The sequence below is a fragment of the Kitasatospora sp. NPDC029312 genome (assembly GCF_055569215.1).
On sequence record NZ_JBVHXY010000001.1, the window covers coordinates 163,502 to 188,049 of the forward strand.

The window sequence follows — 24,548 nt, forward strand, 5'->3', positions numbered from 1 at the left end:
CTCCCCGAGCCGTTCTCACCCAAGGATTTGTCATGACTTCGTCCGCGAAGCCCCTGAACGACGCCCCGCTGAACGCCACCCCCCTGGACGCCGCCCGCCGCCCCCGCTCCCGCCGCACCGCGACCGCGATCGGCTCCGCCGTCGCCCTGGTCGCCGCCTCCGGCGGGCTCTGGGCGGCCACCGCCACCACCGCCCAGGCGGCCGGCCTGCCCACGCCCGACCACATCGTGGTCGTGGTGATGGAGAACCACGCCTACACCCAGATCATCGGCAGCAGCAGCGCGCCCTACCTCAACAACACCCTGAAGGCGGGCGGCGCCAACCTGACCCAGTCCTTCGCCATCACCCACCCCAGCGAGCCCAACTACTACGCCCTGTTCTCCGGCTCCACCCAGGGCACGGTCGACGACAGCTGCGTGACGGTCGGCGGCTTCCAGGCCCCGAACCTGGCCTCCGAGGTGGCCGCCGCCGGCAAGACCTGGGCGAGCTACAACGAGACCCTCCCCAGCCAGGGCAGCACGGTGTGCAGCAGCGGCAAGTACGCCCAGAAGCACAACCCCTGGTTCGGCTTCGGGAACGTCCCGGTCAGCTCGGCGAAGACCTTCGCCCAGTTCCCGACCGACTACACCACCCTGCCGAACGTCTCCTTCGTCATCCCGAACCTGTGCAGCGACATGCACGACTGCTCGGTCAGCACCGGCGACACCTGGATCAAGAACAACCTGGGGGCGTACGCCGCCTGGGCGCAGACCCACAACAGCCTGCTGGTCGTCACCTTCGACGAGGACAACAGCCTGTCCGGGAACCGGATCCCGACCGTGTTCTACGGCGCCCACGTCACCCCCGGCAGCAGCTCGGCCACCAGCTACAACCACTACAACGTGCTGCGCACGCTGGAGGACCTCTCCGGAGCGAGCGGCCACGCGGGAAACGCGGCGAGCGCCACGGACATCGCCGGCATCTGGAACTGACCTCCCGTCAGCGGAGCTTCACCGGACCGGCGGCTGCTCCGCGGCCGCCGGCTCCGGCGTTCCCGGCGCGGTGCCGAGCCGGCGCACCCCCGGCACCGCCGCCGTACCCTCGCACACCGCGGTCACCAGCACCGCCGCGGCCGGCGGCGGCGCCCGGCGGGCGGCGTTTATCGCCCGTTGATCGTCGCCGCCTAGCGTCGGGCGCATGGACGACAGGACGGCCGAGCGGCCGGGGGCGGTGCCCGAGGGGCGGATGACGGAGCAGGACACCGAACGGTTCCGGCAGTTGCTGGCCGGGCTGGAGCACTCCTTGGCGGCGGACCGGGAGACGGCGGGGCGACGTGATGCCTGAGGCCGTCGAGGTGCGGCCGGTGGTGGTGCTGCCGCTGTGGCGCAGAGCCGTACGGCAGGAGGACGCGGGGCGGCCCGGGGTGCTGCGGGGGGACCCCGGGCCGGTGGCGTCCGAGCAGGCGGGGCCCGGGCGGGAGAAGAGCTGCCGGATCTGAGGGACCGTCAGCCGCAGTCGCACCCGCAGTCGCACCCGTCGCAACAGCAGTCGCAGTCGCCGCAGCAGGAGCAGTCGCCGCAGTCGCTGCAGTTGCAAGGATCACAGCAGTCGTAACAGTCGTGCCGCTCGCAGAAGCCCTTGCGGCGCTCGCGGGTGAACGGATGCTCGTGCTCGCAGCAGAACAGCCGGCAGGTGCAGGCCAGCAGTGCCCAGGCCGCGCACCCGGCGAGCAGGTTGCGCGGGGGCGGCGGCTTCTCTCCCGGTGGGGTGAAGCCGGGGCCCTGCGGCACCCACGGGGGGATCGGCGCCTGGTTCGGGTCCTGGCCGGGGTGCCGCCCGCCCGGGTGGGTGGGCGCCTGGCCGGGCGGCGCGTCCTGTGGGTGCTCCCCGTGGGCGCCGCGCCGACAGCCCGCCCCGTGCGTGGCCTGGCCGAAGACCCGGTCGACCGCGCTCGCGGTCTCGTGCGCCAGCAGTGCGTGGACGAGCGCGCGGTCGCTCAGCTCGACCTCCCGCAGGGCGAGCCGGATGCCGTGGACGGCGTCGCGGCAGAGCCGTTCGGCCTCGGCGCGGGCGGTGCCGGTGGCGGTCAGCGGGTTCCAGGCGCCCGAGGCGGCGTCGGCGGCCTGGTCCTCGGCGGCGTCGAGGAGGTGGGCGAGCCGGCCGAACAGCCGTCCCGCCTCGGCGAGCGGGGCGGCGTTACCGGGCCGCCCGGCGATCACGGCGGTGTGGGCGAAGGCGGCGGAGGTGGCGGTCTCAGTGGGCTCGGTGACCAGCAGGACGGAACTGCCGGGCAGCAGCGAGCGCTCCAACTCGCCCTGCCGGGAGGCCGCATCGAGCAGCACGGCGGTGTCGAAGCCGACCGTGGCGGCGCTGCCGGAGCTCTGCCGGTCCCAGCGCCTGGTCACCACCCGGGCTCCGGCGGCCACCGGACGGCGGGCGAAGACGCCGTCCCGGTCCTCGACGTGGTCGCGGATCTTCACCGAGGCGAGCGCGAGCGAGACGGCGGCGGCCAGCCGGGCGCCCTCGCCCTTGGCGACGGAGGCGGTCCGCATGCCGCGCAGCGGGCACGGTCCGGCGGTGCGCCGCCAGGAGGAGTCCTCCCGGGCGGCCTGGGCCTCGACCAGGACGGAGATGATCAGGCCGTCGTAGTTGGTGGCGGTCCGGGCGAGTTGGCCGTGGTCGTCGCGCAGGGCGAGGCAGAGGCCGCACAGGTGCGCCATCCAGGAGGTCTGGAGCCGTTCGGACAGTCGGTGCCTGCACGGTCTGATGATGCCGAACACGATCGTGGTCCCCCTCGCCCGATGGGCCGCTGACCGGCCACTTTGTCGGCGAACATCATATGATCACCGCCCTTTGGGGTGGCGCGGGCGGGGGCGAGCTGTCGTCAGACCGTGACCCGGCGCATCGCGGTGGCCGGACTCACCGGGCTGTCCTCGGTGTTCGCCGGGCGGGCGGCCGAGCGGGTTCGCCCCGGGCACGAGCCCGTCGCGCTGAGCCCAGGGCGAACAGCCGTGCGGTGACGGGCCGTCGGCACGTAGCATGACGGGAATGACGAAGCTGCGGACGGTGGAACTTCCCGGGGTCGTGCTCGCCTACCGCGAGAGCGGACGGCCCGACGGCCGCCCGCTGGTCCTGCTGCACGCCCTCGGCGAGCGCGCGGCCGACTGGGACGTCGTGCTGCCCGAACTCGCCCCCGGCCACCGCGTCCACGCGCTCGACCTGCGCGGCCACGGCGACAGCGGCCGCACCGCCGCCTACGGCCTGGAGGCGATGCGCGACGACGTGCTCGCCTTCCTCGACGCGCTCGGCCTGGCCCGGATCGACCTGGTCGGCCACTCGATGGGCGGCGCCGTCGCCTTCCTGCTGGCCCAGGCCGCGCCGGAGCGGGTCGACCGGCTGGTCCTGGAGGAGATCCCCGCGCTGTACCCGCGCCCCGCGAGCGTGCCGCCGGAAGGAGCCGACGAACCGGCGCACTTCGACTGGGCGATGGTCCGGGCCGTCAAGGCGCAACTCGACGACCCCGACCCGGCCTGGCGGGAGGGGCTGTCCCGGATCACCGCCCGCACCCTGGCCGTCGCGGGCGGGGCGGCCAGCCCCGTCCCGCAGGAGCGGATCGCCGAACTGGCCCGGCGCATCCCGGACTGCGGCCTGGTCACGATCGAGGCCGGGCACCTGGTGCACCGTGTCCGGCCGGCCGAGTTCGTCGCGGCCGTGGCGCCGTTCCTGGCACGCTGAGCGGCCGCCCGGCCCGGCACGCCCAGGGGCCGGCCGCAGCGGCGGCTCCGGGGTGCGGGGCGCCGCCGCTCCGGATGGCCGGGCCGCTGCGCTACACGCCGTGCTCGGCGGGCAGCCGCCCGCTGCGCACGGCCGCGATCAGCTCGGCGTGGTCGGCCTCGGTGCGGTCCGCGTACGCCACGGCGAAGGCGGCGACCGCCTCGTCCAGCGCCTCGCTCTTTCCGCAGTACCCGGCCAGCAGGCCCGGATCGGCGGTGTGGGCGTGCGCCCGGGCGAGCAGGGCGCCGGTGATCCGGGCGTAGTCGTCCAGCTGCTCGGGCAGCAGCGCGGCCGGGTCGACGCTGCCCTTGCGGTTGCGGAACTGCCGCACCTGGTAGGGGAGTCCGTCGACGGTCGTCCAGCCGAGCAGGGTGTCGCTGACCACCTGCATGTGCTTCTGGCCGAGTACGACCCGCCTGCCCTCGTGCTGCGGCGCCCCGGCGGCGCCGCCGAGGTGCGGCAGCAGCACGGACGGGCGGGCCTCCTTGACCTGCAGTACCAGCGGCTGGTCCCGGTGGTCGGTGAGCAGGACCACGTACGAGCGGGTGCCGACACTGCCGGTGCCCACCACCCGGAACGCCACGTCCTGCACGCGGTAGCGGGAGAGCAGGGTGCGCACCTCCGGGGCCACCGTCGCCACGTACGGGCCGAGCGCCTCGGCCACCGCGCGGGCGGTCGCGTCGGTCACCTCGGTGAGCACCGGCGCGGCCGCGGTGAAGCGCCAACCGCCGTCCGCCGTCCGGGTGGTGCTGCGGGCGGCGAACCGGGCGCTGGTGTTGCCGAGCGCCTTCGCGCCGACCTTCCGGAGGACCTCGGTGAGGTCGTGCGCGTCGGCGAAGGACACCAACTGCTCGTCCGCCACGGCGTTCCAGGCGTCCAGCGAGGGCAGCTTGGCGAGCGTGCGCACGGTCCGGCGGTACGCGCCGGCCGCGTGCTGGGCGGCCGCCCGGGCGGTGGTCTCGCTCGCCCCGGTCTCCCGGCCGGCCAGCACCAGGCTGGTGGCCAGGCGCTTGAGGTCCCACTCCCAGGGGCCGGGCACGGTCTCGTCGAAGTCGTTGATGTCCATGACCAGTTGGCCGCGCGCATCGCCGTAGAGGCCGAAGTTCGCCGCGTGGGCGTCCCCGCACAGCTGGGCGTTCACGCCGGTCACCGGTGTGGCGGCGAGGTCGGCGGCCATCAGCCCGGCCGAGCCGCGCAGGAAGGCGAACGGCGTGGCGGCCATCCGGCCGACCCGGAGCGGCACCAGCCCCGGTATCCGGCCGGCGTTGGAGGCTTCGAGGGCCTCCACGGCCGTCGGCCGGCCGGTGGCGGCCGTGAACTCCGCGTGGCGCTCCCGCGGCACCCGCCGCCGCAGGGCCTTCCCGCGCTCCCGCGCCCGCCCGTCCTGACCGGCCGCGAACCCGTCCACCGCGAACTGCCGCCGCACCTTGGTGCCTCTGCCCTCTGCCACTGCTCCCCGCCCGTACGTTCCGTTCGCGCCGTGCCCGTGACCTGCACGGACCGGCCCATCGGGGGGTAGTGACGCCCGGCGCGCCGCAGTGGTTCCTGACGCGGACGCCGGGATCCGCCACGGCGCCGCGGGGTAGCGTGGGCGGGTGGATGATCTTCGGAGGGGGTTGACCTCGCGCGTCCCGGCCGCCGCGGCGGCGGGCCTGACCGTGGCCGCGGGCCTCGGGGTGCGGGCCGGGGCGGCGGGCGAGGCCGCCAAGTACGCGGGCGATGCGCTCTACACCGTCCTGGTGTACGCCCTGGTGGTGCTGGTCGCGCCGACGGTGCGCCCGGCGCGGGCGGCCCTGTCGGCGGTGGCGGTGAGCTGGGCGGTGGAGCTGTTCCAGGCCACCGGGCTGCCGGACGCGTGGGGTCGGCGCAGCGGGCTGGTGCACCTGGTGCTCGGGTCGACCTTCAACCCGCCGGATCTCGCCTGGTACCCGGTCGGCGCGGTCGGTGCCGCCCTGCTCCACCGGGCGCTGCGGGCGCATCGCGCCGCAACGCCCGGCGGGAGTCGCTGACGATTCGTCAGAGCGGGAGCAGCTCGGGGCGCTTGGGCTCGACGTGGTCGCCGGAGGACTCGCCGCGCAGGCGCCGGCCGACCCACGGGAGCAGGTACTCGCGGGCCCACTGGAGGTCGGCCCGCCGCTGGTCGGCGGGGGACAGGACGGGCGCGGACGGCCAGGGGGCCTCCGGGTCCTGCGCGGTGGCCAGGCCCAGCGAGCGCGCGGCCAGCAGGGCGACCCGCTGGTGGCCGTCGGAGGAGAGGTGCAGCCGGTCCTCGCTCCAGGCGCGGCGGTCCTGCACGGCGCGCAGGGACCACAGGTCGGCCACCTTGCAGCCGTAGCGGTCGGCGACCGCCCGCATGTGCCCGTTGTAGGTGGCGATCTTGCCGCGCAGGTGCTTGAGCAGCGGCACGTCCTTGGTGTCGAAGCCGGTGCAGATGAGCACCGTCCCGGCGGAGGCGACGAGTTGGGCGATGGCGGCCTCGAAGCGCTCGGCGACCTCGTCCGGGTCGCTGCCGGGCCGCAGGATGTCGTTGCCGCCGGCGCAGAAGGTGACCAGGTCGGGCTGGAGCCGGCGGACCTGCGGTACCTGCTCGGCCACGATCTGGTCCAGCAGCCGCCCGCGCACCGCCAGGTTCGCGTAGCGGAACCCGCCCGGCGGCCGCCCGTCGGCGAGCATCCCGGCCAGGCGGTCGGCCCAGCCGGCGAAGGTGCCGTCCGCACCGGGGTCGTTCAGGCCCTCGGTGAAGCTGTCGCCTAGGGCGGCATACGAACTGAGGTCAAGGGTCTCCTGGAGGTTCGGCATGAAGGAGATAGTTCACCGAATCAAGTGACCTACGCCACCGTAGGTGACGGTACGGGCGCGTGAGATGGGCCACGTATCCCGCGCCGGTCGTCTCCGGCCCGCAGAGCGCCACAGTGTGAAAACCACAAGATCCTTGCCCCCTTCCCGTTTTGGGCCCGAACGGACGATGCTCGAGGGGTGCGGCCGCCCGGCCGCCGTCCTTCCAGGGGGAAGCCAGCCGTGAACCTCTCCGAGAGCCCGGACCCGACCGAGAACCCGACCGAGAACCCGACCGAGAACCCGAGCCGGAACCCGACTGCCGGCGCGGACCCGGGCCTGAACCCGAACGCCGGCGCGGACCCGACCGCTGACGGGCACTGGTCCATCGACGACCGCTGCACCAACTGCGATGTCGCCCGGCAGCTCGCGCCCGACCTGATCATCGAGCGCGCCCGCACCTCCGAACTCGTCCGCCAGCCGCGCGACGAGGCCGAGCGGCAGCAGCTGCTCGCCGCCGCCCACGCCTGCCCGACCCGGTCGATCCGCCCCGGCAACGGCCGGCTCGACCCGGCCACCGACCCGTTCCCGCTCGCCCTGGACGACGGGGTGCTGCTGCTCGGCCACAACTCCCGTCGCACCGCGGGCGCCAACTCCTACCTGTGCCGCCGTCCGACCGGCTGGGTGATGATCGACACGCCCCGCTACAGCGAGGGCCTCGCCGCCAGCTACGAGGCGCTCGGCCCGGTCACCGACGTCCTGCTCACCCACCGCGACCACGCCGCGCACGGCCGCGCCTACGCCGACCGCCTGGGCGCCCGGCTCTGGATCCACGAGGGCGACCTCGAGTACGCCCCCGACGCCGACCAGGTGCTGCGCGGCACCGAGCCGGTCGAGATCTCGCCGGGCCTGGTCGCCCACCCCTTCCCCGGCCACACCCTCGGCAGCGTGCTGTACGTCGCCGACGAGCGCTACTGCTTCAGCGGCGACAGCCTGTACTGGTCCCGCACCACCCAGGACATCGAGGTGCAGGAGGCGGTGACCTGGTACTCGATCGAGGAGCAGGCCGCCTCGCTGGACCGCAGCCTGGGTGCGCTGCGCTTCGAGTGGCTGCTGCCCGGCCACGGCGACAAGCACCGGATGCCCGCCGAGGAGGCGGACCGCCGTCTGCGCGCGCTCGCCGTACGCGCCCGGGCGCTGCGCACCGAGCCGGTGGACTTCGCCGCCGTGCGCTGGTAGCCGCCGGGCGGGAGCGTTCGTGCGCCGGGGCTCGCGCCGGGTGCGCGGGGGGTTGCGCCCGGCCGTGGCGCCCGCGCGGGTGTGCGAACGGGAGCGGCGGGGCAGCGCCCTCTGGAACGGGGTGCACCCCCGCATTCCAGCGAACCGAGGACGGTTGAGCAATGCCCACGCAGACTCCGGCGCGCACGGCGCGGCCGCGGCGCTACCTGATGTGCCGGCCGACGTACTTCACGGTGGACTACGTGATCAACCCGTGGATGGACCCGGCGCAGCCCACCGACACCGCGCTGGCCGTCCGCCAGTGGGAGCGGCTCTACTGGGCGTTCCGCCGCCTCGGTCACACCGTCGAGCTGATCGAGCCGGTGCCGGGGCTGCCCGACATGGTCTACGCCGCCAACGGCGCCACCGTGCTGGACGGCCGGGCCCTGGTGGCGACGTTCCGTCACCAGGAGCGGGCCGCCGAGTCCGACGCCTATCTGGCCTGGTTCCGCGCGAACGGCTACCGCGCGGTGCACCGCGCCCGGCACGTCAACGAGGGCGAGGGGGACCACCTGGTGGTCGGCCGGCGGGTGCTCGCCGGGACGGGCTTCCGCAGCTCGCGGGCCGCGCACGCCGAGGCGGAGCAGCTGTTCGGGGTGCCGGTGGTCAGCCTGACCCTGGTCGACCCGCGCTTCTACCACCTGGACACCGCGCTGGCCGTGCTCGCCGACGACCACGTCATGTACTACCCCGAGGCCTTCGACGCCGACAGCCGCGCGGTGCTGCGCTCGCTCTACCCGGACGCGATCCTCGCCGACCGGGCCGACGCCGAGGTGTTCGGGCTCAACGCGGTCTCGGACGGCCTCCGGGTGGTGCTGCCGGAGGCCGCCAAGAACCTGGCGGGCCGACTCGTCGAGCACGGCTACCAGCCGATCCCGGTGGACGTCACGGAGCTGCTCAAGGGCGGCGGCGGGGCGAAGTGCTGCACCTTGGAGCTCAGGCCGTAGCACGCCCCCCCACGCTCTCCCGCCACGGCCCGGCCCTCCCGCGCCGGACCCTTCGGTCGAAGCGGCCGCCGGCCCGCCCGGGAGCGCATCGGGCGGTCCGGCGTCGACGGAGGCCGGGCGTTCCCCAGAGGGATCAGACGCCGAGCCAGAGGTCCGGGCCGAACACCTCGTAGTGGATGTCCTTCGCCGGCACGCCCGCCTCGAGCAACTGGCCGCGGACGGCACGCAGGAAGGGCAGCGGGCCGCACAGGTAGGCGGTCGTTCCGGCCGGGATCCCGACGGTGGAGAGGTCGACCAGGCCGGTGCGTTCGGCCGGCCACTCGCCGAGCGGCTGCTCGTAGAAGACGTGGGCGGTGGCGTGGTGCAGCTTGGCCGTCAGCTGCTCCAGATCGGCGCGGAAGGCGTGGCTGAGCTGGTCGCGGTCCCCGTGCACCGAGACGACCTGCCGGGTGGAGCCGGTCGCGGCGAGGTGGTCGAGCATCGCGATCATGGGGGTGTTGCCGATGCCCGCGGAGGCGAGCAGCACCGGGCCGTCGCCCTCGGCCAAGAAGACGTCGCCCAGCGGGGGTGCCAGCTCGATGGTGTCGCCGGTGCTCAGGTGGTCGTGGAGGTGGCCGGAGACCTCGCCGCCGGGCTCGCGCTTGACGCTGAAGCGCAGCGCGCCGTCGGCGCCGCCGGAAAGGCTGTACTGGCGGATCTGGTGGGCGCCGTCGGGCAGTTCGGTGCGGACCGAGACGTACTGGCCGGGGCGGGAGGCCGGGGCGGGGCGGCCGTCGGCCGGGCGGACCAGGTAGCTGGTGACGGTCTCGGTCTCCTGGTAGCGGGTGACCACGGTGTACGGGCGCCACAGGTCGGCCGGGTCGCCGCCGGCGGCGGCCTCGTCGCGCAGCCGTTCCTCGACGGCCATCAGGGCGTTGGCCATCAGCCAGTACACCTCGTCCCAGGCGGCGGCGACCTCAGGGGTGACGGCCTCGCCGAGCACCTCGACGATCGCGGCGAACAGGTGCTCGTGGACGACCTCGTACTGCTCGTTGCCGATGCCGACCGAGACGTGCTTATGGGCGATCCGGGCGAGCATCGCGTCCGGCCGCTGGTCGGGATGGGCGATCAGCGCGGAGGCGAAGGCGGCTATGGAGCCCGCCAGCGCCTGACGCTGGGTGCCGTTGGCCTGGTTCCCCCGGTTGAACAGGTCGCGCAGCAGTTCCGGGTGCGCGGCGAACAGCCGGTCGTAGAAGCGCGAGGTGATGTCACCGATCGCGGCGCCCACGACGGGCAGCGTGGCCTCGACGACCTCGGCGGACTTCGCGGACAGCATCAGACGGGCTCCTAACTGGTATCTCAGATGCGTATTTTCGGCCGTGCGGTGGGGCGCGGACCGGGTGCGGGAATCAGTCGGCGGGTCCGGCCGTGAGGCTGAGCAGGACGGGCCCGGTGGGGGAGGAGACCAGATCGTCGATGCTGAGCGGGTCGAGCGAGGCGAAGAACGCCTCCTGGGCGTTCCGCAGCGCCCCGCGCAGCCGGCAGGCGGTCCGCAGCGGGCACGGCGGGTCGCCCTCGCAGTCGACCACGTCGCCGACTCCCTCCAGCTCGCGCAGTAGCAGCCCGAGCGAACCGGTGCGTCCGGCGAAGGTGAGCATCAGCCCGCCGCCGCGACCGCGCCGGGCCTCCACGACGCCCAGGTGCTGCAGCCTGCTGACCACCTTCGCCGCATGGGTGTACGGCACCGCGACCGCCTCGGCCACCTCGCGGGTGGTCGGGTTGGCGTCCTCGCCGAGTACGGCCAGCCGCATGGCGATGCGGAGCGCGATGTCGGTGCTCTTGGTCAGCCTCACGTCCGAAAACGCTAACTAATGCGACTCCAGAACTCCAATTTCCCGCCCGATATCGGCTGAGACCCTGGTCACGTCCGTTGCCTCGCCCTGGTCCTGGCCCGCCCGCTGCCCGTGGTGGCCGCCCCCACTGCGGCTCGGTCGAATCTGAACAGTTAGCGACATTACTGATCAGCTCCTGACGGGCCATCAACACGCCTTCTACGCTTCGTGCGGCTCGGTACCCCCCCTTCGCAGCCGCCCGTCGACCGCACCCAGGCCCGTCCCCTTGGAGGGATCCTTGACATCACGTCGTGCACCCAGGCGCACCGGCACGGCGCTGGCGGCGATATCCGCGGCCACCGCCGCACTGCTGTCCCAGCCCGTGACCGCCGAGGCCGCCGCGCCGCCGCCGACCGTGGCCGCCCACGTGCCGGTGGCGCCCTACCCGGCGGGGGTGGCACTCACGCCGGACGGCGCCCGGGCGTACGTCACCAGCCAGAGCACCGGAACCGTGAGCGTGCTGGACACCGCGAGCAAGGCCGTGACCGGCACGTTCACCGCCGGCACCGGTTCGTACGCCGTCGCCCTCTCGCCCGACGGGCACCGGGCCTACCTCACCCACCACCTCGACAACGCGGTCAGCGTCATCGACACCGCGAGCAACACGGTGACGGCCACCGTCCCGGTCGGCGTCCAGCCCTGGAGCCTCGCACTGTCCCCGGACGGGTCGCGGGCCTACGTCAGCAACGCCGGGGCCGACACGGTGAGTGTGCTGGACACGTCCTCCGACACCGTCACGGCCACCGTCCCGGTCGGTGCCGAACCGCACGGGCTGGCCGTCTCGCCGGACGGCAAGCGGCTGTACGTGGCCGCCTCCGGCGCCAAGGCGGTGACCGTGGTCGACACCGCGAGCGGCACGGTGAGCGCCACCATGCCCGTCGGCCACAGCGCCTTCGGCCTGGCGCTCAGCCCGGACGGCAGCCGGCTGTGGGTCGCCGACGGGGACGACGGCACCGCTGCGGTGATCGACACCGGCGCCGACGCCCTGCTCGCCACCGTGCCGGTGGGGAACGGCCCGTACGCCGTCACCGTCGCCCCGGACGGCTCGACCGCGTACGTCTCCGACTACGGTGACGACACCCTCAGCGTGATCGACACCGGGAGCCGGACGGTCACCGCGACCGTGCCGGTCGGCGCCAGCCCGTACACCCTGGCACTCAGCGCGGACGGGCGGCGCGGCTACCTCGCCGACTTCACCGGCAACGCCGTCGACGTGGTGAACTTCCCGCTGCCGCTGCCCGTCGTGACCGGGATCAGCCCCACCGGCGGCTCCGGGGTGGGCGGCACCACGGTGACCGTCACCGGCACCGACCTGGCCGGCGCCACCGCCGTCACCTTCGGCGCGGCCGGCCCGGCCGCCTCCTTCAGCTGCACCACCACCCGCTGCACCGCGACCGCCCCCGCCACCACGGTGACCGGCCCCGTCGACGTGCGGGTCACCACGCCCGGCGGCACCAGCGCCGCCGTCGCCGCCGACCGCTTCACCTACACGGCGCCCAGCGCCCACCTGGGCGTCGCACTCATCGCGACCCCGGTCACCGCCGGGCTCGCCGGCCGGGTCGACTACACCATCACCCTCACCGGCCAGGGCCCCGACCCCGTCACCTCGGCCACCGTCTCGGCCGACCTGCCCGCGGGCCTCACCGCGAACTCCGGCGACTGCACCGTCGCCGCCGGCAAGCTCACCTGCACGCTGAGCGCGCCGCTCGCCAAGGGCGCCGTCACCACCCGGCACTTCTCCCTCGGCGTCGGCCTGCTGAACCTGATCCGCACCTGGGACGTCACCGTGGCCCGCACCGGCGGCACCCCCGCCGACCCCTCGCCCGCCACCAGCAAGGACACCCGCAGCTGCACCTCCGTCCTCGGCCTGTCGATCACGTGTAAGTGACGCCCCCCCCGGAGGCCCCGCCCGCACCCGCGAGCGGGGCCTCCGCCGCACCTGGGTCTGGACCAAGCGTCCGGCCCGGACGTACAGTCCGGATATGCCCCTCGACGAGCCCGACCCCCGCGTCCGGACCTGGTCGCCGGTCTGCCGGGCGGTCGCCCTGCTCCTCGGCCCCTACGCCGAGGTGATCCTGCACGACACGGCCACCGACCGGGTGCTGGCCATCTGGAACCCGATGACCACCCGCGCCCCCGGCGACCCGTCGCTGCTCGGCGAACTGGACCGCCTGGACCCCTCCGCACCCGACGTGTACGGCCCGTACGAGAAGCTGCTGCCGGACGGGCGGCGGCTCTCCTCCGTCAGCGCCGTGCTGCGCGACCAGGCCGGCCGGCCCTCGGCGGTGCTCTGCGTCAACCTCGACCGGGGCCCGCTGGAGCAGGCCGCCGCCCTGCTGGCGAACTTCGCCGCGCCCACCGCGCCGCGCCCCGAGCCGCTGTTCGAGCGCGACTGGACGGAGCGGATGAACGACGTGATCGGCGGCCACGTCCGTGCCCGGGGCCGGCCGTTGGAGCGCTTCACCCGCGAGGACCGGCTCGCCGTGCTGCGCGAACTGGACCGGGCCGGGGTGTTCGCCGTCCGCCGGGCCGTCCCCGCCGTCGCCGCCGCGCTGCGGATCTCCCGCTCCACCGCCTACGCCCTGCTCGCCGACCTCAGACACCCGGCGGGCCCCGGCGCCGGCCACTGCGCCGAGCCCCGCGCTGAGATCGGCGCCGGTCTCAGGAGGGATTGACCCGATGACCCGACTGCCCGACTTCCGGCTCGAAACCTACTTCTCACGCTGGGAGTTCACCGCCCGCCACCACCTCACCGCCTCCGATGCCCAGACCATGACGATGGCCGAGCTGCTCGCCCTGGCCGGCCCCGAGGACGGCGAGGCCTGGGACACCCTCGCGCTCGGCTACACCGAGACCTTCGGCGACCCGGGCCTGCGGCAGGCCGTCGCCGGGATGTACGAGCGGGTCGGGGCGGACGACGTGATCTGCTTCGGCGGCGCCCAGGAGGGGCTCAACCTCGCCATGCAGGTGCTCCTCGAACCGGGTGACCACGCCGTGGTGCTCACCCCCAACTACCAGTCCGCCGAGACGATTCCGCTCTCCCTCTGCGAGGTCACCGGCGTGGCGCTCGACGCGCGGCGGGACTGGGCGCTCGACCTGGACGCGGTCGAGGCGGCGCTGCGGCCGAACACCAAGGTCCTCTCGGTCAACTTCCCGAACAACCCGACCGGCGCGGTGATCGACACCGCCGACTTCGCGCGCTTGGCCGAGCTGTGCGAGGAACGCGGCATCCGGTTCTTCTCGGACGAGGTCTACCGCGGCCTGGAGCGCGACCCGCACCGCACCCTGCCGCAGGCCGCCGACCTCTCCGAGACCGCGCTCTCGCTCAACGTCACCTCCAAGGCGCTCGGCCTGCCGGGCTTGCGGATCGGCTGGATCGCCTGCCGGGACCGCGAGCTGCGCGGCCGGCTGGAGCGGGCCAAGCACTACACCACGATCTGCAACGCGGCGCCCAGCGAGGTGCTGGCCCGGATCGCGATCACCGCCCGGGAGCGGATCCTGGCCCGCAACCGGGGCATCATCGCGGAGAACCTGCCGCGGTTCGACGCCTTCTTCGCGGAGTTCCCCGAGCTCTTCGAGTGGCGTGCCCCGGACGGTGGCTGCGTGGCCTACCCGCGCTACCTCGGCCCGGACGGGGTGGAGGAGTTCTGCACCGCGCTGGTCGAGCAGGCGGGCGTCCTGCTGATGCCCGCGAGCATGTTCCGCTCCGAGCTCACGCCCACCCCGGCCGACCGCTTCCGGATCGGCGTCGGCCGCACCGACCCGGGCCCGGCGCTGGACGCCTTCGCCGGCTGGCTCCGCAAGCGCTGAGGCGGTCGCGCGAGCCGCGAAAGGGGCCGGGGCGCCGACGACGGTGGGAAACCGGCGCCGGAGCCCCGGCCCCTTCGTCATCCGTACGGGCCGGCTGTCCGGGTCGTCCCTACGGGTCGTCCGTACGGGTCAGAGCTTCTGCCAGGCCGGCTTGGCGGCGTAGGTGTCGCGGAAGTAGTCGGCCAGCTTGAGCCGGGAGGCGGCGGCCTCGTCCACCACCACGGTGGCGTGCGGGTGCAGCTGCAGCGCCGAGGCGGGCACCGCAGCGGCGAGCGGGCCCTCGACGGCCAGGGCGACGGCCTCGGCCTTGGCCTCGCCGGTGGCGAGCAGCACGAGGTGGCGCGCCTCCAGGATGGTGCCGATGCCCTGGGTGATGACGTGGTGCGGGACCTCGTCGATGCTGTCGAAGAAGCGGGCGTTGTCCACCCGGGTCTGCCTGGTCAGCGTCTTGATCCGGGTGCGGGAGGCGAGGGAGGAGCACGGCTCGTTGAAACCGATGTGGCCGTCGGTGCCGATGCCGAGCAGCTGCAGGTCCACGCCGCCGGCCTCGGCCAGGGCCCGGTCGTAGGCGGTGGCGGCCGCGGCGATGTCCGCCGCGTTGCCGTCCGGGCCCAGGAAGGAGTCCTCGGTCAGGCCGAGCGGCTCGACGACCTCGCGCAGCACCACCGAGCGGTAGGACTCCGGGTGGCCGGCGGGCAGACCGACGTACTCGTCCAGCTGGCAGATCCGCGCCTTGGAGGCGTCCAGCCTGCCGTCCCGGACGCGGGCGGCGAGGGACTGGTAGATCGGCAGCGGGGTCGAGCCGGTCGCGACGCCGAGGAGGGCGTCGGGCTTCTCGGTCAGCAGATCGGTGATCGCCGTGGCGATGAGTTCGCCGGCCGCTGAGGCGTCAGGGACGATCACGATTTCCATACTGGTCCACCGTTCTGAGGCGAGGCTGAGGTCTAGACCTCCGAGGTCTAGACCAGTTTGCCGTGAACGGGGGCTCCGGGTCCACCCGGGGCGGTAGGGGGCCGGCGGGCGTCCTGCCTGGCGGGACCCGGGGGCCGGTTCTGCGGGGAGCCGGAGGAGGGTGGAGAGGAGCCGGGGCGCGTGCGCCCCGGCTCCCGGTGCCCTGTCCTGCGGATGCCGTCCCGTCCTGCGGAACGGGTGGTGAGTCCGGGCGGCCTCCGATCAGAACGGGTTGGTGCAGGTGGTGACCTGCTTGCTCGCGTCCAGCGCCGGGCCGGCGGTGGCGCATATGATCCGCGGGCCGACGGCGCTCACGCGCGGCGTGACGGCCTCGGCCGAGCCGAGCTTCACGGTGGTGGTGGTGGCGACCGGCTCCCACGGGCTGCCCCAGGCCTTCTGGGTGCGGACGTCGACCTGAATCACCGTCAACTGGTTCGGGTCCGCGCTGACCTGGGCGACGCCGACGACGCCCTCGCCGTCGATCCGGTGCGAGACGCAGGGGTGGTTGAGCACCGCGGCGCAGGCCGCGGTGTCGGTCTCGGACGTCGCCGTGGCGGCCATGGCGGGGCCGGCCGTCAGGGTCGCGATCCCCGCCACCGTCAGCATCACAGCTGCGATCCGAGTGCGCATGATATGAACCTCCTTGGAAACTAAGGGAATCTCACTCCTTGAGATGAGTCTTGCACAAATCATGGACGTCATGCATGTGCGTTGCGTCACACTCCTGGTGACCGTTCAACTACTGGCTGCAATCGTTCGCCGAGCGTTCGGCGTACGGACGAATTCCGGTCTGACGCGCGATCAGTCCATCAGCACATGACGATCATCCGCTCCAACCCCTCGACGTGCAGCGGCCGTAGGCCTCATGTCGCCGTCCCGGGCCCGGCCCGGGACGCCGGCGGCCGGGCGAAGGTGGTGCCCGTGGGGCCGGAGCGGCCCGCGATGATCCTGAGACGCTCCGCCCCGTACGCCGACGCGGCCGCTTTGACCAGCCCTTGAGCCGCCCTTTTCCGGCCGTTTACGCACCGGTGGGAGGCGAACTCCGCGCCGGGCGGCCCGGATCGGCGGTGACTCCGTCACTCGTCCGGGTGGCGCCTTGCCAACCGGGCGAATCGGACGGATACCATCGAGCCGATCCCAGCGGAGGTGGCTGCGTGGACACCGTCATCGTGCAACTGCCCGGCCCGGGGCCGGACATGGCGCCCGGCGCGGCACCCGCACTGCTGCGGATGGGCCCGGGCGAGACGGCGGTGTTCGGGCGTGGTGAGCCCGGACGGCCGGTCGCCATCCCGCTGCCCGACCAGGGCGTCTCCCGCCGCGCCGGCGAGGTGGCCGCCGCCGAGGACTACTGGCGGCTGTCCAACTTCAGCACCACCGCCACCTACGTGGTGGAGAACCTGGAGGGCGCGGGGGAGCACGTCAAGGTGGCGCCCGGGCGGCTCGGCGCACCCGTCCCCTTCGAACTCTCCCGGGTGCTCCTGCCGGCCCTGGGCGAGCCCGCCTCCTTCAAGGTGTTCGCCCCGCAACACGCCTACCTGGACGGCGGCCGGAGCGGTGCCGACGGCGAACGGACCGTCAGCCCCTTCGCCCTGGACCCGACCGCCAAGTACTTCCTCGTCCTGCTCGCGCTCTGCGAACCCCGGCTGCGCTCGCCCTCCACCGCCGCCGTCCCCGGCGTCACCGAAGTGCTGGGCCGGCTACGCGCCCTGCCCTCCTGCCGGGGGCTGACCCGCTCCGCGGTGAACTACCACATCGACTACCTGGTGTGCACCAAACTACGGCTGCGCGAGCCGTACGAGGAGGGCCAGGCCGGCGGCAAGCGCGAGGAACTCGTCGCCGTGGCCCTGAAGTTCGACCTGGTCCGGGAGGAGCACCTGGCGCTGCTGCCGGCCCGGCGCCCGACCGCCCGGCCGTGACACCCGCCCCGCGGCCCGACCCCGGGCCACCGGAGGAGCGGCGACCCCCGCGCGCCCATCCGCCCTTCGAGCTCCCCGAGGGCTACCCGCTCGGCGGCTACCACACCGGCGCCTTCCTCGGCGCGGGCGCCTGGGGCAGCGTCTACGCCGCCGAGGGGCCGGACGGCACCCCGGTCGCCGTCAAGATCCTCGGCCCGGCCAGGCTCAGCCCGGGGCAGCGCCGCACCGCGGCCCAGATGGCCCGCAGCGAGCTGCGGTTCAGCCGCCGCGCCGACCACCCCCACCTGATCCGCACCCTCGCCGTGGTCACCGTCGAGGACCCGGACCACCCCGCCCTGGACGGGGCCGTCGCCCTGGTGATGGAACGCGCCGCCCGCAGCCTCCAGGACCTGCTCGCCGCCGCCCGCCCCGGAACGGCGGTGCCCGGCGCCGAGCGCATCCTCGCCCAGGTCTGCGCCGGACTGACCCACATGCACGGGGCCGGCTGGGTCCACGGGGACCTCAAACCGGCCAACATCCTGCTGATGCCCGACGGCACCGCGAAGATCGCCGACTTCGGCCTCACCGCCGAACTCGAGGGCACCCACGCCTACGCCCCGCCGCTCGGCTCGCCCGACCACGTCCCGCCCGAGTGGTGGTCCCAGCGCACCGGGGCACGCGGCGTCGCCCTGCGCCCCACCGCCGACATCTGGGCCTTCGGGGTGATCGCCCACCAACTGCTCACCGGCGGGCTGCACCCCTTCCTCGGCGCCACCGCCCGGGCCCGCTCGCTGGCGGCCCAGGCGTACGCCCGCGGCGCCGTCCCGCTCCGGCTGGACCAGGCGCTGCCCGCCCCCTGGCGGGCCGTGGTGGCCGCCTGCCTGACCGCCGACCGGGACCAGCGGGCCCGCGCCGACCTCGCCGCGCTGGTCGCCCGCGCCACCGCCCGTCCGCCCCGGCGCCGCCGGGCCGCCGTCAGGACCGGCCTCGGCCTGCTGACCTGCGCCGCCGTCGTCCTCGTGCTGACCGGCGGCCCCGAACCGGCCGGGTCGGCCGGCCGCCGGGCCGTGCCGCCGCCGCTGCCCGGCGCGATCCCGGCGGGCTCGGACGTCCCGGCGGCCTACCGCGGCATGATCGAGGACGCGGCCCGGCGCTGCCCGGAGCCGGAGATCACGCCGGTCCTGCTGGCCGCGATGCTCAAGGCCGAGAGCGGCTTCGACCCGAACGCGGCCCGCCCGGAGACCGGCGAGTACGGCATCGCGATGTGGACGCCCGCCGTCTTCGAGGCCTGGTCCAAGGCGGCCAACCACCCCGGCCCGAAGTCCTACCTGGACCCGGGCGACGCGATCGCCGCGATGGGCAACTACGTCTGCTGGCTCGACCAGCAGATAAAGCGGCACGGCTTCACCCGGGACCTGCCCGCCCTGGTGGCCGCCGCCTACCGCACCAGCGACAAGACGGTGACGGCCGCCCGGGGCGTCCCGGAGCGCGTCCGGCCGCATGTCGACAAGGTGCTCCGGTACCTCGCCGAATACGGCGGATGACCGTCGGGCCCGTCCTCGGGGCGGGACGACTCCCGCCACGTCCGTACGTGTCCCGGCGCGGGCACCCGGGCGGGCGGCCCGTGGTCTGGGATCCTCGGGCGCATGATCACGAAGTTCCGCGCGGTGGCCGCGCAATGGACCGTCGTCGTTCCGGTGACCGCGTTCGTCGTCCTCGTCCTGACCTGGCACAAGGACCTGCCGGGCTGGGTGGTGGGGGTGGTCGCGTGCTTCCTGGTGGGTGCGGTGCTGGCGGCCGTGCACCACGCCGAGGTGATCGCCCACTGGACCGGGGAGCCCTTCGGATCGCTGGTGCTCGCGGTGGCGGTCACCGTGATCGAGGTCGCCCTGATCGTGACGCTGATGGCCGACGGCGGGGCCAAGTCCGCCACCCTGGCCCGGGACACCGTGTTCGCCGCCGTGATGATCACCTGCAACGGGATCCTCGGCCTGTCCATCCTGGTGGCCGCGCTCAAGTACCGCACCGCGGTCTTCAACGCCGAGGGCACCGGCGCCGCCCTCGCCTGCGTGGCAACGCTCGCCACGCTCAGCCTGGTGCTGCCCACCTTCACCACCAGCGCGCCGGGCCCGCAGTTCTCCACCACCCAGCTGGGCTACGCGGCCACCGCCTCGCTGGTGGTGTACGGGCTGTTCGTGACCACCCAGACCCTGCGGCACCGGGACTACTTCCTGCCCGTCACGGCGGAGGGCGAGATCCGGGTGGAGGACGACGACCACGCCGGTCCGCCCACCCTGCGGGCCGCCGGGGTCAGCCTGCTGCTGCTCGCCGTCGCGCTCGTCGCGGTGGTGGGCCTGGCCAAGGGCGTCTCGCCGACCATCGAGTCGGCGGTGGACGACGCCGGGCTGCCGCACGCCGTGGTCGGCGTGGTGATCGCCATGATGGTGCTGCTGCCGGAGACCATCGCGGCCCTGCGCGCGGCCCTGCGCAACCGGGTGCAGACCAGCCTCAACCTGGCCCTCGGCTCGGCGCTCGCCAGCATCGGCCTGACCATCCCGGCGGTCGCGATCGCCTCCACCTGGCTCTCCGGCCCGCTGGTCCTCGGCCTCGATCCGGCGCACCTGGTGCTGCTGACACTGACCGTCGTGCTCGGCACCCTGACGGTCATCCCGCGCCGGGCCACCCTGCTCCAGGGCGCGCTGCACCTCGGGGTGCTGGCGGAATTCGTGGTGCTGGCGGTGAACCCCTGAGGGCCGCCCGCCCGTAGACACCGATGGAAGCCCTTGGCCCGTCCCCCCGTGCGGGCCAGGGCCTTCCGCTCCGGCCGCCAAGGCCGCCGGTGCCGACCCCTGGGGGCGCCGGCCGTGGCCACGGCCGGGAGCCCCTGGTCCCGCAGCTGCTCGCGGGACCAGGGGCTCCGTGGTGCCGCGGCTCGGACGCGGCGTGCGGCCCGCGGCTCAGACCCCCGCGGGCGGCGACTTCAGGAGCTCAGGGGCCCTCAGTGCCCCGGACGCCTCAGGAGGTGCGGCGACGGCGGGCGTAGACCACCGCGCCCGCACCGGCGGCCAGCAGCACGGTGCCGGCGCCCGCGTACAGCAGGGTGCCGTCGCTACCGGTGCTGGCCAGCTTCTTGCCGTCCTGGGCGGCGCCCGGGATCGGGGTCGGGACGCTGACCTTGGCGGGCTTGATCAGCGGCTGGTCCGGGTTGACCACGGTGCCGGCGTTCGAGGTGTTCACCGGGACGGTGGCGGTCGGCGCGGCGGACGGCCCGGTGCTCGGCGCGGTGCTCGGCGCACCGGTCGGGACCTCGGCGGCGGGCGTGGTCGGTGCCGGGGTGGTGGGCGCGGAGGTGGTCGGCGCCGGGATGGCCGGGATGGCCGGGGTGGCCGGGGTGGTCGCCGGGGGCTGGGTGGCCGGGGTGCTCGGCGCCGGGGTGGCCGAGTGGGTCGGCGTGGGGCCCTGGGTGGGGGTGTGGACCGGCGTCGGCGAGGCGCTGTGCGAGGGGGTCGTGCTCGGCACAGCGGTCGGGCCGGCCGACGGAGTCTTGCTGGCGGTCGCCGAGGGCTTGCCGGTCGGGGTCTTGCCGCCGCAGTCGACCTTGAAGACCTTGTGCTTCGGGTTGTTGAGGTCGGCGTCCTCGGGCAGCTCGCCGTTGACCAGCTCGACCGACTGCCAGTAGAGCTTGTACTGACCGTCCGGCAGGTTGATGTCCTCGGTGCGGACGTGCCCGTGGCCGTCCACCGGCAGGTCGCCCCAGGCGGCGAGGGTCTCCTGGCCGTGGTCCATCTGGACGATCGCCCAGATCACGTCCTGGTTCGGGTCGAAGCCGAAGGAGTCCAGGTAGAAGGTGCAGACCTTGGGCTCGTTGCGGACGTCCTCCTGGCCGGTGGCGGCGTCGTGGATCTTCACGGTGCCGTTGTTGCCGGGGGCGCCCTTGCCGTTGCCGTTGCCGCCGGCGGCGGCGTGGGCGGCGGGGGCGAGCAGCAGCAGGGCGGCGGCGGTCGGGAGGGCCACCAGGGAGCGCGCGGCGGTGGAGCGGATGTGCATGCGAGTTCCATCGGGTTCGGCAGGCCGGGACGCACCTGCGCGGTGGGAGGGAGGGAGCCCTCGGATCGGACGTGCCGTCGGACCGGAGGCCGGGGCCGCACGAACGAGAGGGCCCTAAAGTTCCGCAGTCAGAAACGCGACGCAAGGGAGCTTTGGCCGGAATGCGACGCCGCGAGCGATATCGCCGGATTGGTCGGTCACAACGATCCGATCACCCGATTGTGTCCGAGCCGTGTGCGCGGCGGGCGGCTGACCGCGGCTGACCTGTTGGTCGCCGGCGGTTCCGGACCGAGGAGTGAACCGGAGCGGCTCGCGGATGGCCGGTTTCGGCCGGTCGGAGCGGCGGGTCGCGTGTCGGGACGGCGGGCCGGGGCCGAGGTTCTCTATCGTCCGTCTGGAACCGTCCGGTCCGCTCGTCCCGCAGGGTGATCCGGTGGGTGCTCCGTCGTCCAGTGCAGCCGAACCGACCCAGGGGGAATGCCGATGCCCGGCCCAGAGCAGCAGGTGCGACCGGACCGGCAGGCGGCCGGTCCGACCGAGGACAGCGCCGACGTCATCGTGGTCGGCGCCGGGCCGGCCGGCTCCACCGCCGCCTACCACCTCGCCCGCACCGGACTGGACGTCCTGCTGCTGGAGAAGTCGGTCTTCCCGCGCGAGAAGGTCTGCGGGGACGGCCTCACCCCGCGCACCGTCAAACAGCTCGTCGACATGGGCATCGACGTCTCCGAGGAAGCCGGCTGGCTGCACAACCGCGGCCTGCGGCTGATCGCCGGGCGCCGCTCGCTCGAGTTCGACTGGCCCGAGCTCTCCACCTTCCCCGGCTACGGACTCGTCCGGCGCCGCGCCGACTTCGACGAACTCCTCGCTCGCAAGGCCGCCTCGGCCGGCGCCCGGCTGATCGAACGCGCCAACGTGGCCGGCCCCTTGACGGACGAACGGACCGGCCGCATCACCGGCGTCACCGTCAAACTCGGCGAGGACCGCAAGCCCGTCGAGTACCGGGCCCCGATCGTGGTCGCCGCCGACGGCAACTCCACCCGGCTCTCCGTCGCGATGAAGCGCTACCGGCGCACCGACCGCGCGATGGGCGTGGCCTACCGCACCTACTTCACCACCCCGCGCCACGACGACCGCTACCTGGAGGCCTGGCTCGACCTGCGCGATCCCCACGACCCCGCGCGACGCCTCCTGCCCGGCTACGCCTGGGTGTTCGGCATGGGCGACGGCACCGCCAACGTCGGCCTCGGCGTGCTCGACACCACCGGCACCGACCTCGACTGGCGGGACCTGCTGCGCCGCTGGTGCGCCGACCTCCCGCCCGGCTACGGCTACAGCCCCGAGGCCGTCACCGAACCCATCCGCGGCTCCGCCCTCCCGATGGGCCTCAACCGCCAACCCCACTACGCCGACGGCCTGTTGCTCATCGGTGACGCGGGCGGCACGGTCAGCCCGGGCACCGGCGAGGGCATCGCCTACGCCATGGAGTCCGGCCGCTACGCCGCCGAAACCATCGTCCAGGCCCACGCCCGCCGCACCGACCGCGGCCGCGAACTCGCCCTGCGCGCCTACCCCCAGGCGCTGCGCTCCGCCTACGCGGGTTACTTCGCGCTCGGCCGGCTGGCCGCCGACCTGCTCGGCCGCCCCAGACTTCTCGGAGCCGCGGGCGCGGTCGGACTCGGGCACCCGGCGCTGCTGAAGATCGCCTTCCGGCTGATGGTCAACCTCACCGAACCGAACTCCAAGGACGCCCTCGACCGCCTGCTCCACCTCGTCGGGCGGATCGCCCCGGGGCGGTGAACTCCGGGGCGGTGAACCCCGGCCGGTGACGCCGACGTCGGGCCGCGCATCCTGCGGGGTGGGCGTCCCGGCGTCCCGCGATTCAGCCGGGTGCCGCCGTCGTGCCCGTCGCGCCCGTCGCGCCGGGCCTCCGGCGGTCGCCGGCAACGGCTCCTCGGAATCCGGTTATTCACTGGCGGCCACCGGCGGAGAGGGGATAGGAAAGCGGGGTGACCATCAGCGACGACGCGACCGACCGGCGCCTCTTCGAGCCGGCCGTCATCGACCTGGGCGACGTCCGGCTGCGCCCGTGGGGCCGCTCCCTGGACCTGGCCGGAGGCACCGTCGCCGCCGTAATCGCGGCCGCGGCCGACCCGGAGATCGCCCGCTGGAACCCGCTGCGCGACGCGGCCGACCCGGCCGGTGCCGAGGCCTACCTCGACCGCGCCGACACCCGCTGGGCCGCGGGCACCACCGCGTCCTTCGCCATCGTCGACACCGCCGACGGCACCCTGTGCGGCAACATCGCCCTCCGCTGGACGGACCGGGCCCACGGCGTCACGATGGTCGGCTACTGGCTGCTCGCCGCCGCCCGAGGCCGGGGCCTCGCCACCCGGGCCACCGCCGCCGCCACCCGCTGGGGCGTCCGCAGCGCCGGTGCCCGCCGGATCGAGCTCTACCACGACGTCGACAACCACGCGTCCTGCCGGGTCGCCACCCGCGCGGGCTTCCCCTACGAGGGCACCCTGCGCGCCTCCTACCGCTACGGCGACAACCCCTACACCGACGAACACCTGCACGCCCGCCTCGCCACCGACCCGGACCCGGCCCTCGCCTGACCGCGGACCGCCCGGCGATCAGCGGTGGTACTGGGCGAGTTGGATGAGGTTGCCGCAGGTGTCGTCCAGCACGGCGACAGTCACCGGGCCGGTCGCCAGCGGCTCCTGGGTGAAGCGCACCCCGAGCCGGTGCAGCCGCTCGTACTCCCCGTGCACGTTGTCGACGGCGAACGAGGCGGCCGGAATGCCGTCGGCGACCAGCGCCGCCTTGTAGGGCTTGACGGCGGGGTGGACGTCGGGCTCCAGCAGCAGTTTGGTGCCGTCGGGCTGTTCGGGCGAGACCACCGTGAGCCAGCGGTGCCCGCCGAGCGGCACCTCCTCCTTCTTCACGAAGCCCAGCATCTCCGTGTAGAAGCGCAGGGCCTTGTCCTGGTCGTCGACGAAGACACTGGTCAGGTTGATCCTCATGAGCCGGCCTTTCGGGGTGCGCTACTGACGTGACGGCGGCCGTCGCCGCCCCGATCGTAGATCGCGCGCAACCGGGGCTGCCGGACTCCGGGCAGTCGGGCGAGGCGGCGGAGCAGCAGGCGGCGGGTCGTCGTCCCGCTCTTCGCGGGTCGGCAGGCTTCCGCTTCGGCGGCGCGCGTCCCGGGCGGCACGCCCACC

The 24,548-nt window shown here is 74.2% G+C and carries 25 protein-coding genes; 15 read left to right on the top strand and 10 right to left on the bottom strand.

Annotation, left to right across the window (positions count from 1 at the left end; translation table 11 throughout):
* The first annotated feature begins 32 nt into the window (after nt 1–32).
* Nucleotides 33–971 carry an alkaline phosphatase family protein gene (locus ACZ4WV_RS00690; RefSeq protein ID WP_465741323.1) on the top strand — a complete coding sequence of 313 codons (939 nt, stop codon included), beginning with the start codon at nt 33–35 and terminating at the stop codon, nt 969–971.
* A gap of 18 nt (nt 972–989) precedes the next feature.
* On the opposite strand, the gene ACZ4WV_RS00695 is transcribed toward ACZ4WV_RS00690, so the two are convergent.
* Nucleotides 990–1,178: a hypothetical protein gene (locus tag ACZ4WV_RS00695; RefSeq protein WP_465741325.1), complete on the bottom strand. Its 189-nt coding sequence runs from the start codon at nt 1,176–1,178 to the stop codon at nt 990–992.
* Here ACZ4WV_RS00695 and ACZ4WV_RS00700 point away from each other — a divergent pair.
* Together ACZ4WV_RS00700 and ACZ4WV_RS00705 are read left to right on the top strand one after the other, a co-directional pair.
* Complete coding sequence (locus ACZ4WV_RS00700; protein ID WP_465741327.1) at nt 1,177–1,323, top strand: hypothetical protein; 147 nt, start codon at nt 1,177–1,179, stop codon at nt 1,321–1,323. The genes ACZ4WV_RS00695 and ACZ4WV_RS00700 overlap by 2 nt on opposite strands.
* Nucleotides 1,316–1,477 carry a hypothetical protein gene (locus ACZ4WV_RS00705; protein WP_465741329.1) on the top strand — a complete coding sequence of 54 codons (162 nt, stop codon included), beginning with the start codon at nt 1,316–1,318 and terminating at the stop codon, nt 1,475–1,477. The genes ACZ4WV_RS00700 and ACZ4WV_RS00705 overlap by 8 nt, the downstream gene beginning before the upstream one ends.
* A 7-nt stretch (nt 1,478–1,484) precedes the next feature.
* Here the strand turns inward: ACZ4WV_RS00705 and ACZ4WV_RS00710 are convergent, their stop codons facing one another.
* Entirely contained in the window at nt 1,485–2,759 is a 1,275-nt protein-coding gene (locus tag ACZ4WV_RS00710) for a DUF5685 family protein (RefSeq protein WP_465741331.1), read from the bottom strand.
* Between the two features lie 268 nt (nt 2,760–3,027).
* Between ACZ4WV_RS00710 and ACZ4WV_RS00715 the strand changes: the two genes are divergently transcribed.
* A complete protein-coding gene (locus tag ACZ4WV_RS00715) occupies nt 3,028–3,714 on the top strand; it encodes an alpha/beta fold hydrolase (RefSeq protein WP_465741333.1) in 687 nt (228 codons plus the stop codon).
* Nucleotides 3,715–3,805: 91 nt separating this feature from the next.
* Here the strand turns inward: ACZ4WV_RS00715 and ACZ4WV_RS00720 are convergent, their stop codons facing one another.
* Nucleotides 3,806–5,203 carry a DUF2252 domain-containing protein gene (locus ACZ4WV_RS00720; protein WP_465741335.1) on the bottom strand — a complete coding sequence of 466 codons (1,398 nt, stop codon included), beginning with the start codon at nt 5,201–5,203 and terminating at the stop codon, nt 3,806–3,808.
* A 145-nt stretch (nt 5,204–5,348) separates the two neighbouring features.
* Between ACZ4WV_RS00720 and ACZ4WV_RS00725 the strand changes: the two genes are divergently transcribed.
* Nucleotides 5,349–5,762, top strand: coding sequence for a ribosomal maturation YjgA family protein (locus ACZ4WV_RS00725; protein WP_465741337.1), 414 nt, complete (start codon nt 5,349–5,351; stop codon nt 5,760–5,762).
* Nucleotides 5,763–5,769: 7 nt separating this feature from the next.
* On the opposite strand, the gene ACZ4WV_RS00730 is transcribed toward ACZ4WV_RS00725, so the two are convergent.
* Nucleotides 5,770–6,552 carry an SGNH/GDSL hydrolase family protein gene (locus ACZ4WV_RS00730; protein ID WP_465741339.1) on the bottom strand — a complete coding sequence of 261 codons (783 nt, stop codon included), beginning with the start codon at nt 6,550–6,552 and terminating at the stop codon, nt 5,770–5,772.
* Nucleotides 6,553–6,867: 315 nt separating this feature from the next.
* Here ACZ4WV_RS00730 and ACZ4WV_RS00735 point away from each other — a divergent pair, with 315 nt between their 5' ends.
* Both ACZ4WV_RS00735 and ddaH read left to right on the top strand, forming a co-directional pair.
* The gene (locus ACZ4WV_RS00735) at nt 6,868–7,767 is read left to right on the top strand and encodes an MBL fold metallo-hydrolase (protein ID WP_465741656.1); all 900 of its coding nucleotides are present in this window, start codon (nt 6,868–6,870) and stop codon (nt 7,765–7,767) included.
* 161 nt (nt 7,768–7,928) lie between these two features.
* On the top strand, nt 7,929–8,753 hold the full coding sequence (gene ddaH / locus ACZ4WV_RS00740) for a dimethylargininase (RefSeq protein WP_465741341.1): 825 nt from the start codon (nt 7,929–7,931) through the stop codon (nt 8,751–8,753).
* A 133-nt stretch (nt 8,754–8,886) separates the two neighbouring features.
* Here the strand turns inward: ddaH and ACZ4WV_RS00745 are convergent, their stop codons facing one another.
* Both ACZ4WV_RS00745 and ACZ4WV_RS00750 read right to left on the bottom strand, forming a co-directional pair.
* The gene (locus ACZ4WV_RS00745; protein WP_465741343.1) at nt 8,887–10,068 is read right to left on the bottom strand and encodes a globin domain-containing protein; all 1,182 of its coding nucleotides are present in this window, start codon (nt 10,066–10,068) and stop codon (nt 8,887–8,889) included.
* 73 nt (nt 10,069–10,141) lie between these two features.
* Nucleotides 10,142–10,585 carry an RrF2 family transcriptional regulator gene (locus ACZ4WV_RS00750; RefSeq protein ID WP_465741345.1) on the bottom strand — a complete coding sequence of 148 codons (444 nt, stop codon included), beginning with the start codon at nt 10,583–10,585 and terminating at the stop codon, nt 10,142–10,144.
* A 277-nt stretch (nt 10,586–10,862) separates the two neighbouring features.
* Here ACZ4WV_RS00750 and ACZ4WV_RS00755 point away from each other — a divergent pair, with 277 nt between their 5' ends.
* The 3 genes from ACZ4WV_RS00755 to ACZ4WV_RS00765 all read left to right on the top strand — a co-directional run bounded on the left by ACZ4WV_RS00755 (nt 10,863) and on the right by ACZ4WV_RS00765 (nt 14,434).
* On the top strand, nt 10,863–12,512 hold the full coding sequence (locus tag ACZ4WV_RS00755) for a beta-propeller fold lactonase family protein (protein ID WP_465741347.1): 1,650 nt from the start codon (nt 10,863–10,865) through the stop codon (nt 12,510–12,512).
* Between the two features lie 94 nt (nt 12,513–12,606).
* Nucleotides 12,607–13,299: a PAS domain-containing protein gene (locus ACZ4WV_RS00760; RefSeq protein ID WP_465741349.1), complete on the top strand. Its 693-nt coding sequence runs from the start codon at nt 12,607–12,609 to the stop codon at nt 13,297–13,299.
* Nucleotides 13,300–13,303: 4 nt separating this feature from the next.
* A complete protein-coding gene (locus tag ACZ4WV_RS00765; protein WP_465741351.1) occupies nt 13,304–14,434 on the top strand; it encodes an aminotransferase class I/II-fold pyridoxal phosphate-dependent enzyme in 1,131 nt (376 codons plus the stop codon).
* 129 nt (nt 14,435–14,563) lie between these two features.
* Here the strand turns inward: ACZ4WV_RS00765 and nagB are convergent, their stop codons facing one another.
* The gene (nagB, locus tag ACZ4WV_RS00770) at nt 14,564–15,346 is read right to left on the bottom strand and encodes a glucosamine-6-phosphate deaminase (protein ID WP_465741353.1); all 783 of its coding nucleotides are present in this window, start codon (nt 15,344–15,346) and stop codon (nt 14,564–14,566) included.
* Nucleotides 15,347–15,607: 261 nt separating this feature from the next.
* The gene (locus ACZ4WV_RS00775; RefSeq protein WP_465741355.1) at nt 15,608–16,015 is read right to left on the bottom strand and encodes a hypothetical protein; all 408 of its coding nucleotides are present in this window, start codon (nt 16,013–16,015) and stop codon (nt 15,608–15,610) included.
* A 524-nt stretch (nt 16,016–16,539) separates the two neighbouring features.
* Between ACZ4WV_RS00775 and ACZ4WV_RS00780 the strand changes: the two genes are divergently transcribed.
* The 3 genes from ACZ4WV_RS00780 to ACZ4WV_RS00790 all read left to right on the top strand — a co-directional run bounded on the left by ACZ4WV_RS00780 (nt 16,540) and on the right by ACZ4WV_RS00790 (nt 20,030).
* On the top strand, nt 16,540–17,301 hold the full coding sequence (locus ACZ4WV_RS00780) for a serine/threonine protein kinase (protein ID WP_465741357.1): 762 nt from the start codon (nt 16,540–16,542) through the stop codon (nt 17,299–17,301).
* Nucleotides 17,298–18,824, top strand: a complete 1,527-nt coding sequence (locus tag ACZ4WV_RS00785) for a serine/threonine-protein kinase (RefSeq protein ID WP_465741359.1) — start codon at nt 17,298–17,300, stop codon at nt 18,822–18,824. The genes ACZ4WV_RS00780 and ACZ4WV_RS00785 overlap by 4 nt, the downstream gene beginning before the upstream one ends.
* Nucleotides 18,825–18,926: 102 nt before the next feature.
* Nucleotides 18,927–20,030, top strand: coding sequence for a calcium:cation antiporter (locus tag ACZ4WV_RS00790; RefSeq protein WP_465741361.1), 1,104 nt, complete (start codon nt 18,927–18,929; stop codon nt 20,028–20,030).
* A 265-nt stretch (nt 20,031–20,295) separates the two neighbouring features.
* Here the strand turns inward: ACZ4WV_RS00790 and ACZ4WV_RS00795 are convergent, their stop codons facing one another.
* A complete protein-coding gene (locus ACZ4WV_RS00795; RefSeq protein WP_465741363.1) occupies nt 20,296–21,327 on the bottom strand; it encodes an LPXTG cell wall anchor domain-containing protein in 1,032 nt (343 codons plus the stop codon).
* A 483-nt stretch (nt 21,328–21,810) separates the two neighbouring features.
* Here ACZ4WV_RS00795 and ACZ4WV_RS00800 point away from each other — a divergent pair, with 483 nt between their 5' ends.
* Complete coding sequence (locus tag ACZ4WV_RS00800; protein WP_465741365.1) at nt 21,811–23,124, top strand: geranylgeranyl reductase family protein; 1,314 nt, start codon at nt 21,811–21,813, stop codon at nt 23,122–23,124.
* Nucleotides 23,125–23,333: 209 nt separating this feature from the next.
* A complete protein-coding gene (locus ACZ4WV_RS00805) occupies nt 23,334–23,942 on the top strand; it encodes a GNAT family N-acetyltransferase (RefSeq protein WP_465741367.1) in 609 nt (202 codons plus the stop codon).
* Between the two features lie 18 nt (nt 23,943–23,960).
* Here the strand turns inward: ACZ4WV_RS00805 and ACZ4WV_RS00810 are convergent, their stop codons facing one another.
* Entirely contained in the window at nt 23,961–24,350 is a 390-nt protein-coding gene (locus ACZ4WV_RS00810) for a VOC family protein (RefSeq protein WP_465741369.1), read from the bottom strand.
* Nucleotides 24,351–24,548 lie beyond the last annotated feature (198 nt).

Excerpts from the sequence above, each read along its gene's own strand:
- ACZ4WV_RS00690 (WP_465741323.1), top strand. The coding sequence starts at position 33 with ATGACTTCGTCCGCGAAGCCCCTGAACGACGCCCCGCTGAACGCCACC.
- ACZ4WV_RS00700 (WP_465741327.1), top strand. The coding sequence starts at position 1,177 with ATGGACGACAGGACGGCCGAGCGGCCGGGGGCGGTGCCCGAGGGGCGG.
- ACZ4WV_RS00695 (WP_465741325.1), bottom strand. The coding sequence starts at position 1,178 with ATGCGCCCGACGCTAGGCGGCGACGATCAACGGGCGATAAACGCCGCC.
- ACZ4WV_RS00705 (WP_465741329.1), top strand. The coding sequence starts at position 1,316 with ATGCCTGAGGCCGTCGAGGTGCGGCCGGTGGTGGTGCTGCCGCTGTGG.
- ACZ4WV_RS00715 (WP_465741333.1), top strand. The coding sequence starts at position 3,028 with ATGACGAAGCTGCGGACGGTGGAACTTCCCGGGGTCGTGCTCGCCTAC.
- ACZ4WV_RS00730 (WP_465741339.1), bottom strand. The coding sequence starts at position 6,552 with ATGCCGAACCTCCAGGAGACCCTTGACCTCAGTTCGTATGCCGCCCTA.
- ddaH (WP_465741341.1), top strand. The coding sequence starts at position 7,929 with ATGCCCACGCAGACTCCGGCGCGCACGGCGCGGCCGCGGCGCTACCTG.
- ACZ4WV_RS00745 (WP_465741343.1), bottom strand. The coding sequence starts at position 10,068 with ATGCTGTCCGCGAAGTCCGCCGAGGTCGTCGAGGCCACGCTGCCCGTC.
- ACZ4WV_RS00760 (WP_465741349.1), top strand. The coding sequence starts at position 12,607 with ATGCCCCTCGACGAGCCCGACCCCCGCGTCCGGACCTGGTCGCCGGTC.
- ACZ4WV_RS00765 (WP_465741351.1), top strand. The coding sequence starts at position 13,304 with ATGACCCGACTGCCCGACTTCCGGCTCGAAACCTACTTCTCACGCTGG.
- nagB (WP_465741353.1), bottom strand. The coding sequence starts at position 15,346 with ATGGAAATCGTGATCGTCCCTGACGCCTCAGCGGCCGGCGAACTCATC.
- ACZ4WV_RS00775 (WP_465741355.1), bottom strand. The coding sequence starts at position 16,015 with ATGCGCACTCGGATCGCAGCTGTGATGCTGACGGTGGCGGGGATCGCG.
- ACZ4WV_RS00790 (WP_465741361.1), top strand. The coding sequence starts at position 18,927 with ATGATCACGAAGTTCCGCGCGGTGGCCGCGCAATGGACCGTCGTCGTT.
- ACZ4WV_RS00795 (WP_465741363.1), bottom strand. The coding sequence starts at position 21,327 with ATGCACATCCGCTCCACCGCCGCGCGCTCCCTGGTGGCCCTCCCGACC.
- ACZ4WV_RS00800 (WP_465741365.1), top strand. The coding sequence starts at position 21,811 with ATGCCCGGCCCAGAGCAGCAGGTGCGACCGGACCGGCAGGCGGCCGGT.
- ACZ4WV_RS00810 (WP_465741369.1), bottom strand. The coding sequence starts at position 24,350 with ATGAGGATCAACCTGACCAGTGTCTTCGTCGACGACCAGGACAAGGCC.